This window comes from Streptomyces sp. NPDC001536 (assembly GCF_042894505.1).
In the GTDB taxonomy this organism is placed as follows: domain Bacteria; phylum Actinomycetota; class Actinomycetes; order Streptomycetales; family Streptomycetaceae; genus Streptomyces.
In genome coordinates this window covers 1-15295 of record NZ_JBIAVQ010000004.1, presented here as the reverse complement: position 1 = coordinate 15295, position 15295 = coordinate 1, and the positions used below count along the sequence as shown (strand labels likewise).

Genomic DNA, 15295 nt, shown 5'->3' with positions numbered 1-15295 from the left:
GTGCCGTTCGCAAGAACGGCACCCCCGTGGAGGCCCTTCGGTTCAGCTCACGGGCGTGATCCGAAGGAGCGCGGGATCGAACGCGGCGCGACGTGACCGACCGGGCGGGAGCGGCAGGACGGTGACGCACTGCAGGACGGTGCCGGTCGCCGCCCGCCGCTGTTCCAGGCTCATCATGGGCCAGCGCGACGAGTCCCAGCCGGTCAGAGCCTCCTGCCGGACGCGCTGGTGCTTCTCACGGGCCGCTTCCAGCCCCGAGATCCGGGTCTCGAGGTCGGCTGCCTGTGCCTGCCCGACGGAGTCCCGCTCACTGATCAGGGACCGCAGTAGGGGAGTGCCGGGCCATTCCGGTTGCTCCGGGCCGACGGCGGCGCGGCGCTCGTCGATCAGGGAGAGCACGACCTCCTCGACGCAGCGATCGACGTCACGGACGTTGCGTGCCGTGCCCCCGCAGTCCAGGGCGGTACACAGGTACACGGCGTTGTCGGGGTTCGTCGGGGTCGGCCGGGCGCAACCGCCCATCCTGGAGTTGCACGGAGTGCCGTCCTTCCGGGCGGCGCCACAGCGCAGGTACCCACTGAACAGGTACTTGCGGAGGTTCTGGGGCTCGTCTCCCGGCGGCGGGCTGCCGTTCGTCAGGCGGGTGCCTCTTTTCGAGCCGCGCTCTCGGGAGAGTGCCACCAGCGCCTCCCACTCCTCGACGGTCGCGGGGGTGTCCCACTGTCCGACGACCGGTGCGCCGGTGGCGGGGTCCCGGACAAGCGCGCCATGGATGGCCCGGTAGCCGCACATCACGGGGTTGACCAGGGCTTGGCGCACCGTCGCTCCGCTCCATCGGTTTCCCGAAGCGGTCGGGACGCTCTGTGCATTGAGGTGCCTGGCGATGGCGTTCCAACTCGTTCCACGCAGCGCGGATTCGATCATCCCCCGGAGAACAGGCCATTCTTCGGGATCCTTGCGCATATTGATCTTGAGTCCCGACCGGGGGTCGGGCGGAAGCCAGCCGAAGCGTCTGCGCCCGCCCGGCGTCCCGCCGTCGATGGCGCGCCGCCGGATGTGGCGCTCGACGCGCTCCTTCGTCCTCCACACCTCGCCGTCGCCGGCGTCTTCGGCGCGCTTCGAGTGAAGGTCGAAGACGGCCCGCCGCTCGATGAACAGCCCTTCTTCGGTCACGGTGAGAGCCTGATGGAGCCGGGCGAAGTCCGCGGCCAGCCGCCAGACGCGTTCATGTTCCGTGGCGATGAGGGCCTGCACGGGGAAGCCCTCGGTCGTCCTCCGGCAGTGCAGCGCGTCGGTCATTTCCGTGAACGCCGGCCGCTCGATGGTCGGCTGCACAGCCGTCAGGCCGTTGTCCTCGTAGAACTTGACGACGGCCAAGCCGAACACGGTGGCCGTGTCGCTGTTCTCCTCATGCTGGTGGCGAATGCCTGTTCCGGCCGCGCGCCCCTGGGCCAGGACGGCGGACCGCGTGCTCTGGTCGGCGCTGATCCGGGCGTAATCCACTGCGGGTATCCGCCCGCCGAGCCACTCCTCGAAGGTGCGCCCGGCTTCCAGCGCCGAGACGAGTGAGGGGTTGAGGAAGCTCCTGGACCAGCCCGGCATGCGAGTACCTCTTCGAGGATGGATGAAGTGTTCGGACACCTCGAAATATGAGGCCGCGGGACGGGACTCGTGAGCGGATGGCCAGTTGGGTCCGCGTATCGGGTGAAGGAAGAGGCAGCTGGTTGACGTCGCGGCCGGGACCCTGCCGGCCTTCCTCGCCAAGGGCGGGAAGTGACGGTGAACCTCCGGTGAACCGGGGGTGCGGCGGGCGGACTTGCGTTTGCCTACCGAAGTGGTGGACTTCGCGGAAGTGGTACGAGGGCGTCACGTCCGCGCAGCACACGCTTAACACGGGTCCGGCACATTAGTGGGTGTCGGCAGGGCGGGAGCGGCTCCCCGCCCGGGCCGGCACCGAAACGGCGTCACAGGACCTCCGGAGCGGCTCCCGGACCTCCACAGACGCCTGGACGCGAGACCCGGCCTGACCCGGTCAGCGTCCCTCGCGGGGACCGCCGTCGTCCCGCCCCCCGGCAACGGGGGTGCGGCGGTCCCCGCGCACAGCTTTTTCTACGCGCCTGTACTGGCCCAACTTCCCAGCAGCGCCAGTCTCTCCGCCGTCTCCGAGCCCGGTTCCGGGGTGTAGACGACGAGCGTCTGGTCCGGGGTCTCCGGCAGCGTCAGCGACTCGTACGACATTGTCAGCAGGCCCGCGACCGGGTGCCGGAGGCGTTTGACGCCGTACATGCAGGCTTTGACCTGGTGGTCGGCCCACAGTCGGCGGAATTCCTCGCTCTTGAGGGAGAGTTCGCCGACGAGGTCGCGCACGGCCGGGTCGTCGGGGTGGGCGCCCGCGCTCAGCCGCAGGTTGGCGACGCATTGGGAGGCCGCCGCGGCCCAGTCGGAGTAGAGGTCGCGGCCGGCGGGGTCGAGGAAGAGCTGGCGGACGGGGTTGCGCCGGCCGGGAGCCAGGTGGCCGAAGCCGTGCACGGCGTCGCCGAGGGCGTTCCAGGCGAGGGCGTCCATGGCGGGTCCGAGGACGAAGGCGGGGGTGCGTTCCATGCTGTCGAGCAGCAGTTGGACGCCGGGGCGGACGCGTGGCGCGCTCCCGCGGGGCCCGGTCTTCTTCGGCGGCCTGGCCACCGCCCGCAGATAGGCGTGCTCGGTCTCGTCCATGCGCAGCACTCGGGCGATCGAGTCCAGGACGGCGTCCGAGACGCTCGGCCCGCGGCCCTGTTCCAGCCGGACGTAGTAGTCGACGCTCACTCCGGCCAGCTGCGCCACCTCCTCGCGGCGCAGTCCGGGGACCCGGCGGCGCCCGTACGAGGGCAGCCCCACTTCCCCGGGCCGGATGCGGGCGCGGCGCGAGCGCAGGAAGTCTCCGAGATCCCCGTCCATGGGCTCGATCGTAGGGGAAGGGCCGGAGCCGAACCTGGTACTGGCAGACCCAGGAAAAGCGCATCCCTGGGTACGGCGGCCCGGGCGGCGCAGGGTCGTGGACGAGGCCGGGGAGACGCCCCGGCGGAATTCCCCGAGGAGCATCTCGATGTCGTACGAGAATCTGGCCGGCCGTGTCGCCGTCGTCACCGGAGCCGCGAGCGGGATCGGCGAGGCCGTCGCCGTCCGGCTGGCCGCCGAGGGCGCGCGGGTCGCCCTGCTGGCGCGGCGGGCGGAGCGGCTGGACGCCGTGGTCGAGAAGATCCGGGCCGACGGCGGACAGGCGCTGGCCGTGGTCGCCGATGTCACCGACGACGCGTCCGTGGCGGCGGCCGTGGAGCGGATCCATGAGGCGTACGGCGCTGTCGACCTGGTCGTCAACAACGCCGGTGTCATGTTGCCGAACCCGATCGAGGCCGCGCGCGTCGACGAGTGGCGGCGAATGATCGACACCAATGTCACCGGGGTGCTGCGGGTCGTCGGGGCCTTCGCGGGCGACCTGACGGAAGCGGCCGCGCGGGGGCGCAGCGCCGATCTGGTGAACGTCTCGTCCATCGCCGCGCATCTCACCGGCTTTCCCGGCTTCGCCGTGTACGGGGCGACGAAGGCCGCGGTCACCCATCTGTCGGCGCTGCTGCGGGGCGAGTTCGGGCCGAAGGACGTGCGGGTCACCAACATCGAGCCGGGGGTGACGGAGAGCGAGATCGCCTCGCATCTCGACGACGGTGGGCGGGAGCAGGTCGACGGGCTGGTCGAGGCGTTCGGCGCGCTGGCGGCCGGGGATCTCGCCGATGTCGTCGCCTACGTCACCAGTCGGCCCCGGCATGTCAACCTGCGCCAGATCATGGTGCTGCCGACCCGTCAGGTGTGACCGGAACGGGGCCCGGTCAGTCCTTCCAGCCGTCGTCGTCCTTGTCGTGGCGATGGCGGCGGCCCCGGAACAGCTCCGGGTTGGTGCGGACCGCCTGGAAGGCGTTCACGCCCACGATGCCGGCCCAGGCGACGAGGAGGCCCGGGAGGTGGGCGACGCCGCCGCCGATCGCGGACAGCGGGATCGCCAGGACCAGGGAGACGATGCCGAAGCCGAAGCGCTCCCCCCAGGAGTCCGTGGGCTTCGGCGACCGGGAGCCCCGGGCCACCACCATCTGCTGCTCGGCCAGCTGCCGGCGCACCCGGCGCTCCACGGCGCCGTCGATGCGCTGGTCGACCTTCTCGAGGAAGGAGTCGACCAGCGCGGACTCGTACTCCTCGCCCAGTTCCCTGCGTGCTTGCAGGGTGGCGTCGAGTTCCTTCTTGAGGTCGGCGTCCCGCGCGTCCATTCCGCTCATGGAATCCAAGTTAGGCAGCGCCGATGCCCGCCGCACTGGGGTTAGCCCCCGTGTTCGTGGTCGGGTTCAGCCCCTCGATCAGGCCAGCCCGTGCTGGGTGGCGTAGGTGTTCGCCACGTCCTCCGGGTCCTTCTTGTCCTTGTCGACCTGGCGGTTGAGTTCGGTGAGCTGGGCCGTGGTGAGGACGTTGCCGAGGCGGGCGAGGGCCTTGCGGACGGTGGAGTCGGCCTTGCGGTCGGCGATGAGGGGGACGACGTGCTGGCCGGGGATGAGGTTCTTGGGGTCGGTCAGCACCACCCAGTCGTTGGCCTGGATGTCGGTGTCGGTGGTGAAGAGGTTGGCCACGTCCACGTCGCCCTTCTTCAGGGCGCCCTTGACCAGCGGTCCGGAGGAGTCCAGCGACTTGAACTCCTTGAACTCGACGCCGTAGACGTCCTTGAGGCCTACGACGCCCACCTGGCGCTTCTTCACCTCGGGCGCCGCGCCGATGACGAGCCTGCCGTTCTGCTTCCTCAGGTCGGCGAGGGAGGTCAGGCCGTACTTCCTCGCGGTCTCCTGGGTGACGACGAAGGCGTCGGAGTCCTCGGCCATGCCGTACGGCAGGACCTGGAGCCCGGCGGGGAGGGCGACGGCGAGGGCGTTCTGCATCTCGCCCTCCTCGGTGGCCGTGGCCTTGGGGTCGAGGTAGTGCAGGAGGGCGCCCTGGTACTCGGGCAGCAGGTCGATGTCGCCGCCCTTGAGGGCGGGGATGAGGATCTCGCGGGTGCCGAGGTTGGGGCGGACCTTCACCTTCACGCCGGCCGCTTCCAGGACGGCGGCGTAGAGGTAGCCCAGTACCTGGTTCTCGGTGAAGTTGGCGGTGCCGATGGTGACTCCGTCCTTGCTGGAGCCGCCGCCACCGGTGCCGGCGCCTTCGCCGTCGAGGGAGGTGATGCCGCTCGCGCAGGCGGTCAGGGCGGGGACGGAGGCGGCCGCGAACAGGCCGCCGAGGAGAGTGCGACGGTTCATCGAAAAAGTCCCTAGGCAGTGCGGTGGCGGAAGAGGAAGCGCTGGAGGCCGGACAGGGCCAGGTCCAGGGCCACGGCGATCACGGCGACCAGCACCGCGCCGCCGAGCACCTGCACGAGGTCGCGCTGGGCCAGACCGTCGAAGACATAGCGGCCGAGGCCGCCGAAGGAGACGTACGCGGCGATGGTCGCCGTGGCGACGACCTGGATGAGTGCGAGGCGCAGGCCGGTCATGATCAGGGGGAGTGCGAGCGGCAGCTCGACCTGGAAGAGGACCTGGTGGCCGCGCATGCCCTGGCCGCGGGCGGCGTCCTTCACATCAGGGTCGACCGCCGTCATTCCGGCATACGTGTTGGTGACGATCGCCGGGACCGCGAGGGCGACCAGGGCGACGTAGACCGGCAGCATCGACAGCCCGCCGGCGAGGAAGACGAGGACGACCAGACCGACGGTCGGCAGTGCGCGGCCGAAGGAGGCGAGGTTGATCGCGACGAAGGCGCCCTTGCCGGTGTGGCCGATGAGGAGCCCCAGCGGGAGGCCGATCGCGGCCGCGATGAGGGTCGCGAGGAGCGAGTACTGGAGGTGCTCGGCGAGGCGGTGGGCGATGCCGTCCGAGCCGGACCAGCTCGCGCCGCTGGTCAGCCAGCTGCCGAGGTTCTTGAACAGTTCGTACATCAGGCTCGCCTCCGACGCCAAGGGGTCAGCACGTACTGGAGGGTGACCAGCAGGGCGTCCGCGACCACCGCGAGGAGGATCGTGAGGACCACGCCCGCTATCACCGGGGTCGGGAAGTTGCGCTGGAAGCCGTCGGTGAAGAGCTGGCCGAGGCCGCCGTCGCCGATGTAAGTGGCCACCGAGACAAGCGAGATGGACATGACCGTCGCGATGCGGACGCCCGCCATGATCACGGGGAGCGCGAGCGGGAACTCGACGGTGAGGAGCGTGCGCAGCGGGCGCGTGCCCATCGCCTTCGCCGCCTCCTTGGTCTTCGCGGGGACCGAGTCGAGGCCCTCGACGGTGTTCCGGAGCAGCACGACCAGCGTGTAGACGGTCAGACCGATCACGGTCGTGGTGCGGGTCAGGCCGCTGACCGGCAGCAGGAGCACGAAGATCGCGATCGACGGGATCGTGAACAGGATGTTCGAGACGCCGAGCAGCAGGCCGCGCAGGGGGCGGATCCGGTGGGCGATCACCGCGAGGGGCAGCGAGATCAGGACGCCGAAGAAGACGGCGCTGAGGGCTGCCTGGAGGTGGGAGATCGTGAGGGTGGTGAGGTCGTCGGTGTGGTCGCCGATCCATGACCAGTCGATGGTCATGCGGTCACCACCCTGGCCTCGCTGTGCGCCTGGCCGGCGTGCTGGTGGATGTCGTCGCGGGAGGAGACGCCGGTGAGGGCCCCCGTCGCGTCGACGCGGGCTGTCAGGCCGGTGGGGGAGGCGATGGACTCGTTGAGCGCCGCCAGCAGGGAATCGTCGTCGGTCAGCGGTCGTACGGGGATCTCGGCGCCCTCGCTCGCCCAGTGGAGGGGCTTGCGGGCCTCGTCGAGGACGAGGGTCCAGGTCCCGCCCTCCGGCGCCGGGCCCTGCGGGACGTCCGCCAGGGTCTTCAGCGAGAGCAGCTTCAGGCCGCGCTCGGCGCCGAGGAAGTCGGCCACGAAGTCGTCGGCGGGGCGGGCGAGGAGTTCGGCGGGGCCGGCGCACTGGACGAGGTGGCCGCCGGTGCGGAAGACGGCGATGCGGTCGCCGAGGCGGACGGCTTCGTCGATGTCGTGGGTGACGAAGACGATGGTCTTGCCCAACTCCTTCTGGAGCCTGAGGAGTTCGTCCTGGAGCTGGGTGCGGACGACGGGGTCGACCGCGCCGAACGGTTCGTCCATGAGCAGCACGGGCGGGTCGGCGGCGAGCGCGCGGGCCACGCCGACGCGCTGCTGCTGGCCGCCGGAGAGCTGGTGCGGGTAGCGCTTGCCGGCGTCCGGGGCGAGGCCCACGGTCTCCAGGAGCTCGGCGGCGCGGGCGCGGGCCTTGCGGCGGCCGTGGCCGAGGAGGAGCGGCACGGTGGCGATGTTGTCGAGCACCGTGCGGTGCGGGAAGAGGCCGGCCTGCTGGATGACGTAGCCGATGGAGCGGCGCAGCTCGGCCGCGTCCTGGCGGGTGACGTCCTTGCCGGCGACCTTGATGGTGCCGGAGGTCGGTTCGACCATCCGGTTGATCATTCTGAGGGTCGTCGTCTTGCCGCAACCGGAGGATCCGACGAGGACGGTCACGCCGCCTTCCGGCATGTCGAGGGTCAGGTCGTGCACTGCTGTCGTGCCGTTGGGGAAGCGCTTGTGGACCGCGTCGAACTGGATCATGAGATGTCCCTTGCCCGGCTGTATAACGTCATGCAGAGTTCTCTGTAGCTGAATAACTTGTCAACGGGTTGGCGTAAATCCGAAGTAACGGATGACCGGCAGGCAAGATCCTGTGTCCGGATTGAGGGGAGTTTGGGCTTGATGTCGTCTCGTATCGTGGACGCGCCCGGTTCTGTGCACACCGGTCTGGTGGTCCTCGACGGGATCGGACTCGGCGTCGCGGACGTCGTGCGGCTCGCCGACGGGGCCGCGCGGCCGGTGCCCGGGACCGATGCGATGAAGCGGGTGACCGAATCCTGGGACGCCGCCCGGCAGATCGCCGCGACCGGACGCGTCTACGGCCGCTCCACCGGCGTCGGCGCCAACCGGAACGAGCCCGTGCCCACCGAGGCGGCCGCGGAGCACGGTCTGCGGCTGCTGCGCAGCCACGCCGGCGCGATCGGGGAGGAGCTCCCGGCCAGACAGGTCCGCGCGATGCTCGCGGTACGGGCGAACCAGCTGCTGGCCGGGGGCGCGGGGCTGCGCCCCACCGTGGTCACCGCGCTGTGCGAGGCGCTGGAGAGCGGGGCGTATCCGGTCGTCAACGAGTTCGGGTCCGTGGGCACGGGGGACATCGCGGCGTTGGCGCAGGCGGGGCTGGCGTTGGCGGGGGAGCATCCGTGGCGGGGAGGGGCGGGTGCGGCCGAGGGTCTTTCCGGTGGCTCGGGCGCGGGCCCTTCCGGCAGCTCCGGCGTCTCCGGCGTCTCCGGCGTCTCCGGCGCGAGTGCCCCTGGCACCCCCGGTGAGCTCTGGCGGGTGAGCGGTGCCCCCGAGCCGCAGCCCCTCGACAACAACGACGCCCTCGCCTTCATCAGCAGCAACGCCCTCACCCTCGGGCAGGCCGCCCTGGCCCTGCACGAGTTGCGGGGGCTGCTGGAGGCGACGCAGGTCGTCGGGGCGCTGTCCCTGCTCGCGGTGGACGGGTCGCACGAGGCGTACGCGGCGCCCGTGCATGCCGCCCGGCCGCACCGGGGGTCCGCCGAAGTGGCGCGGCGGATGCGGGAGTTGATCGGTGCCGAGGAGCGGCCGACGCCGCCGCTGGGCCGGATCCAGGACCCGTACGGCTTCCGGTGCCTGCCGCAGATCCATGGTCCCGCCCATGACGCGGCCGACGCCCTGGAGGAGGTCGTCGCGGTCGAGATCAACGCGGCGGCCGAGAACCCGCTGATCACCCCCGAGGACATGGCCGCCTACCACCACGGCGGCTTCTACCAGGCCCAACTCGCCCTCGCCCTGGACCACTTCAGGCTGGCTCTCACCCAGGTCGCCCGGCTGTCCACGTCACGGCTCTCCACCCTCAACGAGCCCGCCTACACCCGTCTGCGCCCCTTCCTCGCCGACCACGAACCCGCCTCCTCCGGCGTGATGATCCTGGAGTACGCCGCCGGCGCCGCCCTCGGCGAGCTGCGGGCCTTCTCGGCACCCGCGTCGCTCGGCCACGCTGTACTCTCCCGAGGCGTCGAGGAACAGGCCAGCTTCGCCTCGCTCGCCGCACGTCAGACACTGCGGGCGTGCGGTGCGTACCGTCTGGTGGTGGCCTGCGAACTCGTCGCCGCCGTACGGGCGCTGCGCCAGCGCGACCTCGGCCCCGACCCGGACCTCCCGGTGGGCCGCGCGCTGGAGCTCGCCATGGCGGTGCTCGACGAGGACCAGGCCGACCGACCGCTCACGGACGACGTGACGGCGGCGACCGCACTGCTCGACCGGTTCACGGAGATCTGGAGGGGGAGCGAGTGATGAGCGCGGAGCAGGGTGCCGAGCCCGGCGCCGAGAAGGCGACGGCCGTCGCCGACAGCCCGGCGGCCCGGCTGCAGGCGCTCTTCGAGGGGCACCGGCTCACCCCGACCCAGCGGCGTATCGCGCACAGCATGGTGCGGCGCGCCGCCGACGTGCCGTTCCTGTCCAGCGTCGAGCTGGCCGAGCTCGCCGGGGTCAGCCAGCCGTCCGTGACCCGCTTCGCGGTCGCCCTCGGCTTCGACGGCTACCCGGCCCTGCGCAAGCACCTGCGCGAGGTCGCGCCCGCCGAACAGACGGCGGCATCCGCGTCGTACAACGAATACCAGCAGGCCGTCGAGGCCGAGATCGAGAACCTCAGGCACCTGGCGGAGCTGCTCGCCGACCCGCGGCCCGTGCAGAAGGCCGGACGGCTGCTGGCGGCCTCGCGCCCGCTGCCGGTGCTGGGCCTGCGGGCGGCGGCCTCCCAGGCGTACGGCTTCGCGTACTTCGCCGCCAAGGTCCACCCCGACGTACGGCTGCTCCACGAGGGCGGCACGATGATCCACGACCGGATCGACGCGGCCGTCCGCGCGGGCGCCTCGACGCTGCTGTGCTTCGCGCTGCCCCGGCATCCCCGGGAGGTCGTGGACACCCTCGGGTACGCCAAGGAGGCCGGGCTGACCGTCGTCACCGTCGCCGACTCCGCGTTCGCGCCGGTCGCCAAGGTGTCCGACCTGCTGCTGCCGGCCGCGGTCGGCACCGGGCTCGCCTTCGACACCGCGTGCGCGCCGATGCTGCTCGGACGGGTGCTTCTTGAGGCCATGTGCGACGACCTGCCGGAGGCACAGGCCCGCTTGGAGGAGTTCGACGTGCGGGCGGCGGCGCGGGGTCTTTTCGTGGAGTGACGCGACTTTAATGCCTGTCTCACGTTCGCTCACTAATCTGCCCCGCTGAAGGACTGTGCCGATACGGCTGGGAGGCGGAACGTGGCACGCGGAGATCGCAGAGCTCAAGGCCTGGCCCGGGTGGCCGTCGTCGTACGCGCCGGGGCCGCGCCGCTGTGGTGGGCCGGGGTGTTCGCCGCCGGTGTGGGCGCCTTGGTGCCGGGGCTGACGGGGCGCCGGATCGGTGTGCTGGCCGGGGCCGCGCTGTTCATCGTCGCGGCGGCCGTGGTGGCGTACCGCCGTCGCAGGCGCTACACCGCCCTGACCCGCGGTGCCGCCCGCGCCGACAAGCACGATGTGCTCCAGGACCGCGCGGTGACCGTACGGAACTGGCGCCGCGGTCACCGCTGGTGGCTGCTGCTCGCCTTCGCGGCCGCGCTCGGCAGCTCCTTCGCCGTGCCCGCGGCGGGCGGCATGCTGCTCGCCGGGACCGGGGTGGGACTGCGGCTGAAGGCCGCGTGGCTCGGGCGGCGCGAGCGGGCCGAGGACGCCCTGCTGTGGGTGCGGGTCGACTGGCTCGATGCACGCGGCGGAGGCCCGGCCGGCAAGGCGGTCAAGGCGTACCGCGGCACCGGCATCGCGGCGGGCGACGCGGCCCCGGGCGGGGCGCGCCGCCGCGCCGCGGCACTGGTCTGAGCCGTCAGACCTCCAGGTCCTCCTCGATCTTCCGCAGCTGGTGGCGGGCCATCGCCAGGTTGGAGCGCTTGGCGTCCAGGACCAGGTAGATGAACAGGCCGTTGCCGCCGCGACCGCTGATCAGACGGATCAGGTGGTACTGGTCGGACAGCGTGATCAGGATGTCCTCGATCTGGCCCTTGAGCCCCAGGTGCTCCATGGTGCGCATCTTGGCGCGCACGACGTCGGTGTTCCCGGCGGCCGCGACGTTCAGGTCGAAGCTCTTGCTGCCGCCCATCGTGCCGAGCGCCATTCCGCTGGTGTAGTCCACGAGGGCGACTCCGGTCGCGCCCTCGATGGAGGCGAGAGCTTCCTTCAGACAGGTTTCGGTGTTGGCCATGGCTTGTCAGCCCCTCTACTCGGGTTCAACTTTCCGTGGATGTGCGCGCGTTGGTGGTACGTGGCGTGCGCGCCGTTCTCGTTCGTGGGGTGCCGGTCCGGGCGGGCGCCCGGGCCGGTTTCGCGGGGGTCTCGACGGGGGCCCGGGAGTCGACGAGCTCCCCGATGCGGGCACTGGCGCGACGGCCCTCCAGATGCAGCCGCCCGATGCTCACGCCGTCCTGGGCGAGCAGGGTGAGGACGGCGGTGCGACCCGCCGAGTACGTCGAGACATAGCCGTACGCCCCGCGCACCAGCAGTTCGCGGAAGTCGCCCTGCCCGGTCGCGTCGGCCAGCCGTACGGCGACGCCGAGCGCGGCGGCGGTGAGCGCGGCCATGCCCTCGGGTTCGACTCCGGGCGTGTCCTGGGCGATGACGAGTCCGTCCACGCTCGCCGCCAGGGCGCCGGTGAGGTGCGGCACCCGGCTTCTCAACCGGCGCAGCTCGTCCAGGATTTCGGGTTCGGCCGCCATCAGGTCTCTCCTCTCGGCGCGTGCCCGTTGCCGCTCAAAGGGACTCCAGCGCATCCCTGAGCCTCTTCAGCAGCGTGATGTCGGGATCGGCGACCCTCAACGGGTCGGTCATGGCCGCATCGGAGGGGCGTGCGGGGCCGCGGACGGCCAGGGGTGTCGGCGTGCCGCGGGTCGTGGGGCCGGGGGTGCGGGGTGCGGCGGCCGGGTCGCGGGTCACGACCCCGGCCGCCGCCAGCCGCCGTACGTCCACCAGGGTGTGGAACGCCGGGCGGCCCAGCCGGTGGGCGATGTCCGAGGCCGCGCGGACGCCGTCGACCAGGTGCAGCACCGCCCGCTGGCGGGCCGTGAGGCCGGGGGCGGCGAGGGCGTCGGAGTGCAGCAGCGGCGCCTCGTCGGTCGCCGGGTCGGGCCAGATGCGGTGCAGCAGGTCGCGGCGGCGCAGCGTCTCGTGCTCCAGGGCGGCCACGGTGACCGGGTGCACGGCACCGTGGCGGCCCGCGTCCGTGTACCGGAAGCGGCCCGGGCTGCTGCTGGGCGCCAGCGCGAAGTAGGCGGCGTCGTACAGCGCCTCCAGATGGCACAGCTCCAGCTCGCCCCGCGTGAGCCGGCCGCGCCCGGCCAGCAGGAGACCGGCGCCGGGGGCGCCGTCGGCCTCGGCGACCGCCTGGCTCCAGGTCTCCGCGTCGAGCGTGCCGTGGGCGGTGAGGAGCACGTCGAGGCCCGGTGCCAGGGGGCTCTCGGCGTGCACCACCCGGCCCTCGGCGAGATGCAGGGTGCCGCGCTCGCGCACGAGGACGCCGGTGGCCCGCTCGGCGGCGAGCCGGGTCAGCATCGGTGAGACACCGCCCCAGGCCCGGTCGCGGGCCTCCGCCTTGTCCCGCATCGGCAGCCTGGGCGGCGGTGGGGTCCTGACCGCTGTCATCCGAGCACCAGCCGTCCGGTCATCTCACCGAGGCGGATCCGGGCCAGCGCGAGGTTGCCCTCCACGCGGGCCAGCCACAGATGCAGGAAGACGCTGCTGTCGAAGGACGTCCGGACGAAGCACAGGACGTGGTAGCTGTCCCGGTTGCTGATGATGACGTCCTCGACCGGTGGGTCGGTGACGTCGTCGTCCGGGGCGAACGCCCGGTGTTCGGCGGCCAGTCGGGCCAGCTCGGCCGCCTCCGCCGCGGCCGCCTCGTGGTCGCCGCCCGGAGACTCCCCGGCGGTGCCCAGGGCCAGCCCGCTGGTCCAGTCGACCAGCGCGGCGCCCCGGGCACCGGGCAGTTGCATGGCTTCCAGCAGACACTCGTCGATTCCGGGCACCGCGGTTCCCCTCCCGCATGGGGTTCGGCTGAGTGACGCCGAAACTACGCAGGGTGTGCGTGAGGGGTGAGGATTCTGGCATTTTCCGGTGGAACATGCGCCGGGTGACTAAGGTGGGTCAACTGAGCTCGTTTTCCGAACAGTTGACCCACATGTCCACCGGCGTGCGTCAACGGCGCGCGGTCGCTCAAAGGGTGGTGAGGCCGGACGCGTGCGCCCCTCCGGATTCGGCCACGATCTCGTCGAGCGTCTGCGGCGTACGGACGGTCGCGAAGGCGACCCCGCCACCGCCGCCCTTGCTCGGGGCGAAACCGTAAATGCCGGGCCGCGCCAGGGAGTTGTACGCGTAGTGGTGCGCGAAGTAGTACGCCCCCGTGTCCAGCGCCGCCGCGTAGTCCCCCTGCTCCAGCAGCGGCAGCGCCCGCCCCTCGGCGAGCAGGTCCCCCGCGAAACAGGCCGGCCCGGCGACGTCCTGCACCACCTCGGGCCCCTCCTTGGGCCGGCCCTTCGCGTCGTACGCCGCGATCCTGAGCGGCCACGACCCCGGCACGTACACCGTCCGCGTCGCCACCTGCACCCCCGCGTGCGTCACCGCCACCGCCCGTCCGCCCGCGCTCTTGGCGTACTCGACCCGCGCCACGACCGTCCCGTGCTTGGCCAGCAGCGACCGCCCGAACTCGGTGACCAGCCCGTACCGCCCGTCGAACAGCCCCGGCACCGCCTCGCTCAGCAGCCGCGCGTACTGCGCGTACGTCGGCGCCGTCGCGTCCGAGCCGAAGTTCACCGGCAGCCCGCCACCGATGTCGAGGGTGTCGATCTGCCGCCGCCCGATGCTCCGGTTGATCTCCTCGGCGAGCGCGTACGTCTCCGCCGCCCCCTGCGCCATCAGCGACAGCGGGATGCCCTGGGAGCCGGTGTGGGCGTGCAGCCGGGTGAGCCAGGGGCGGTCGGCGTAGGCGCGCACGATCCACTCCCGCGCGCCCTCGTCCCGCAGCGCCACCCCGAACTTCGAGGTCGCCGTGGCCGTCGACGTCGCCCCGATCGACCCTCCGCCGACCTGCGGATTGACCCGGATCCCGATGGGGGAGCGGCTCGTGGCGGACCGCTTCAGCGCGTCGATACGGTCCAGCTCCTGCGGATTGTCCGCGTTGACGGCGATCCCCAGCGCCAGCGCCTCCCGCAGCTCGGCCGGAGTCTTCGCGGGCGAGTCCAGCACCGTCATCTCCGGACGTACCCCCGCCGCCCGCGCCAGCGCCAGCTCGCCGGGGCTCGCCACCTCGGCCCCGATCCCCGCCTCCCGCAGCAGCCGCAGCACCGGAACCAGCGGGGTCGCCTTCACCGCGAAGGCGTGCAGCACCGGGGTGCCGGGCGCGGTGACCGCGTCGAACGCCGCCCGCAACTGCGCCGCCGACTCCCGGATGCCGGCCACGTCCAGAAGGCCCACGATGGGGTGGCCGGGCCCCAGCAGCCCCTGCTCCACCGCGGCCCGCACCGCCTCGTCCCGCCGCGCCGCACGCGCCATGAGCTCCCCGTTGCCGTTGTCCACGCCGTCCCCCGTCAGGTCGTTGTCCGCGCCCATGCATCCAGCCAAACACCGGTTGCCGTCCCACGCTGCGGGACGGCCCTATTGACTAGGTCTATTCAGAAAGTCAGGATGTGAATAACAGCAGCAACAGTCCGCTAGGAGGCAGACCATGTCAGGACCCCGCCCCGTCCGAGCGCCGCGCGGTACGGAACTGAGTGCCCTGGGATGGCAGCAGGAAGCCGCCCTGCGGATGCTCCAGAACAACCTCGACCCCGAGGTCGCCGAGCACCCCGACAAGCTCGTCGTCTACGGCGGCACCGGCAAGGCGGCGCGTGACTGGCGCTCCTTCGACGCGATGGTCCGCACGCTGCGCACCCTCAAGCAGGACGAGACGATGCTGGTGCAGTCCGGCCGGCCCGTCGGTGTCATGCAGACCCACGAGTGGGCGCCGCGCGTGCTGATCGCCAACTCCAACCTGGTCGGCGACTGGGCGAACTGGGAGGAGTTCCGCCGTCTGGAGGCCCTGGGCCTGACCATGTACGGGCAGATGACCGCCGGTTCCTGGATCTACATCGGTAC

At 71.8% G+C, this 15295-nt stretch carries 16 protein-coding genes and 1 pseudogene; 5 read left to right on the top strand and 12 right to left on the bottom strand.

What is annotated here, in order from left to right; translation table 11 throughout:
* Positions 1-42: 42 nt before the first annotated feature.
* A complete protein-coding gene (locus tag ACFY0U_RS12930) occupies positions 43-1764 on the bottom strand; it encodes a recombinase family protein (protein ID WP_388634393.1) in 1722 nt (573 codons plus the stop codon).
* Positions 1765-2109: 345 nt separating this feature from the next.
* Positions 2110-2937 carry a helix-turn-helix transcriptional regulator gene (locus ACFY0U_RS12925; RefSeq protein WP_388634391.1) on the bottom strand — a complete coding sequence of 276 codons (828 nt, stop codon included), beginning with the start codon at positions 2935-2937 and terminating at the stop codon, positions 2110-2112.
* Between the two features lie 148 nt (positions 2938-3085).
* Here ACFY0U_RS12925 and ACFY0U_RS12920 point away from each other — a divergent pair, with 148 nt between their 5' ends.
* Positions 3086-3847, top strand: coding sequence for an SDR family oxidoreductase (locus ACFY0U_RS12920; protein ID WP_388634388.1), 762 nt, complete (start codon positions 3086-3088; stop codon positions 3845-3847).
* A gap of 16 nt (positions 3848-3863) precedes the next feature.
* Here the strand turns inward: ACFY0U_RS12920 and ACFY0U_RS12915 are convergent, their stop codons facing one another.
* From ACFY0U_RS12915 to ACFY0U_RS12895, 5 genes are all read right to left on the bottom strand, one after another.
* A complete protein-coding gene (locus tag ACFY0U_RS12915) occupies positions 3864-4304 on the bottom strand; it encodes a hypothetical protein (protein ID WP_388634386.1) in 441 nt (146 codons plus the stop codon).
* Between the two features lie 78 nt (positions 4305-4382).
* The gene (locus ACFY0U_RS12910) at positions 4383-5312 is read right to left on the bottom strand and encodes an ABC transporter substrate-binding protein (RefSeq protein WP_388634383.1); all 930 of its coding nucleotides are present in this window, start codon (positions 5310-5312) and stop codon (positions 4383-4385) included.
* 11 nt (positions 5313-5323) lie between these two features.
* A complete protein-coding gene (locus ACFY0U_RS12905; protein ID WP_388634380.1) occupies positions 5324-5986 on the bottom strand; it encodes an ABC transporter permease in 663 nt (220 codons plus the stop codon).
* Positions 5986-6627 carry an ABC transporter permease gene (locus ACFY0U_RS12900; RefSeq protein WP_388634378.1) on the bottom strand — a complete coding sequence of 214 codons (642 nt, stop codon included), beginning with the start codon at positions 6625-6627 and terminating at the stop codon, positions 5986-5988. The genes ACFY0U_RS12905 and ACFY0U_RS12900 overlap by 1 nt, the downstream gene beginning before the upstream one ends.
* Entirely contained in the window at positions 6624-7661 is a 1038-nt protein-coding gene (locus ACFY0U_RS12895; RefSeq protein WP_388634375.1) for an ABC transporter ATP-binding protein, read from the bottom strand. Before ACFY0U_RS12895 ends, ACFY0U_RS12900 begins: the two co-directional genes overlap by 4 nt.
* Positions 7662-7802: 141 nt before the next feature.
* On the opposite strand from ACFY0U_RS12895, the gene ACFY0U_RS12890 reads away from it, so the two are divergent.
* From ACFY0U_RS12890 to ACFY0U_RS12880, 3 genes are all read left to right on the top strand, one after another.
* Complete coding sequence (locus tag ACFY0U_RS12890) at positions 7803-9437, top strand: aromatic amino acid ammonia-lyase (protein ID WP_388634373.1); 1635 nt, start codon at positions 7803-7805, stop codon at positions 9435-9437.
* A complete protein-coding gene (locus tag ACFY0U_RS12885; RefSeq protein WP_388634370.1) occupies positions 9437-10321 on the top strand; it encodes a MurR/RpiR family transcriptional regulator in 885 nt (294 codons plus the stop codon). Before ACFY0U_RS12890 ends, ACFY0U_RS12885 begins: the two co-directional genes overlap by 1 nt.
* 81 nt (positions 10322-10402) lie before the next feature.
* A complete protein-coding gene (locus tag ACFY0U_RS12880; RefSeq protein ID WP_388634368.1) occupies positions 10403-10996 on the top strand; it encodes a hypothetical protein in 594 nt (197 codons plus the stop codon).
* 4 nt (positions 10997-11000) lie between these two features.
* Here ACFY0U_RS12880 and ACFY0U_RS12875 read toward each other — a convergent pair whose 3' ends face one another.
* From ACFY0U_RS12875 to ACFY0U_RS12855, 5 genes are all read right to left on the bottom strand, one after another.
* Positions 11001-11375, bottom strand: coding sequence for a hypothetical protein (locus tag ACFY0U_RS12875; protein ID WP_388634365.1), 375 nt, complete (start codon positions 11373-11375; stop codon positions 11001-11003).
* A 25-nt stretch (positions 11376-11400) separates the two neighbouring features.
* Positions 11401-11886 carry a roadblock/LC7 domain-containing protein gene (locus tag ACFY0U_RS12870; RefSeq protein WP_266891477.1) on the bottom strand — a complete coding sequence of 162 codons (486 nt, stop codon included), beginning with the start codon at positions 11884-11886 and terminating at the stop codon, positions 11401-11403.
* Between the two features lie 34 nt (positions 11887-11920).
* Positions 11921-12808: a transcriptional regulator gene (locus ACFY0U_RS12865; RefSeq protein ID WP_388634363.1), complete on the bottom strand. Its 888-nt coding sequence runs from the start codon at positions 12806-12808 to the stop codon at positions 11921-11923.
* The gene (locus ACFY0U_RS12860) at positions 12805-13191 is read right to left on the bottom strand and encodes a hypothetical protein (protein WP_266826105.1); all 387 of its coding nucleotides are present in this window, start codon (positions 13189-13191) and stop codon (positions 12805-12807) included. Before ACFY0U_RS12860 ends, ACFY0U_RS12865 begins: the two co-directional genes overlap by 4 nt.
* 187 nt (positions 13192-13378) lie before the next feature.
* Positions 13379-14770, bottom strand: coding sequence for a diaminopimelate decarboxylase (locus ACFY0U_RS12855; protein WP_388634359.1), 1392 nt, complete (start codon positions 14768-14770; stop codon positions 13379-13381).
* Between the two features lie 115 nt (positions 14771-14885).
* Here ACFY0U_RS12855 and ACFY0U_RS12850 point away from each other — a divergent pair.
* Positions 14886-15295, top strand: a pseudogene (locus ACFY0U_RS12850) (urocanate hydratase); the annotation flags it as partial.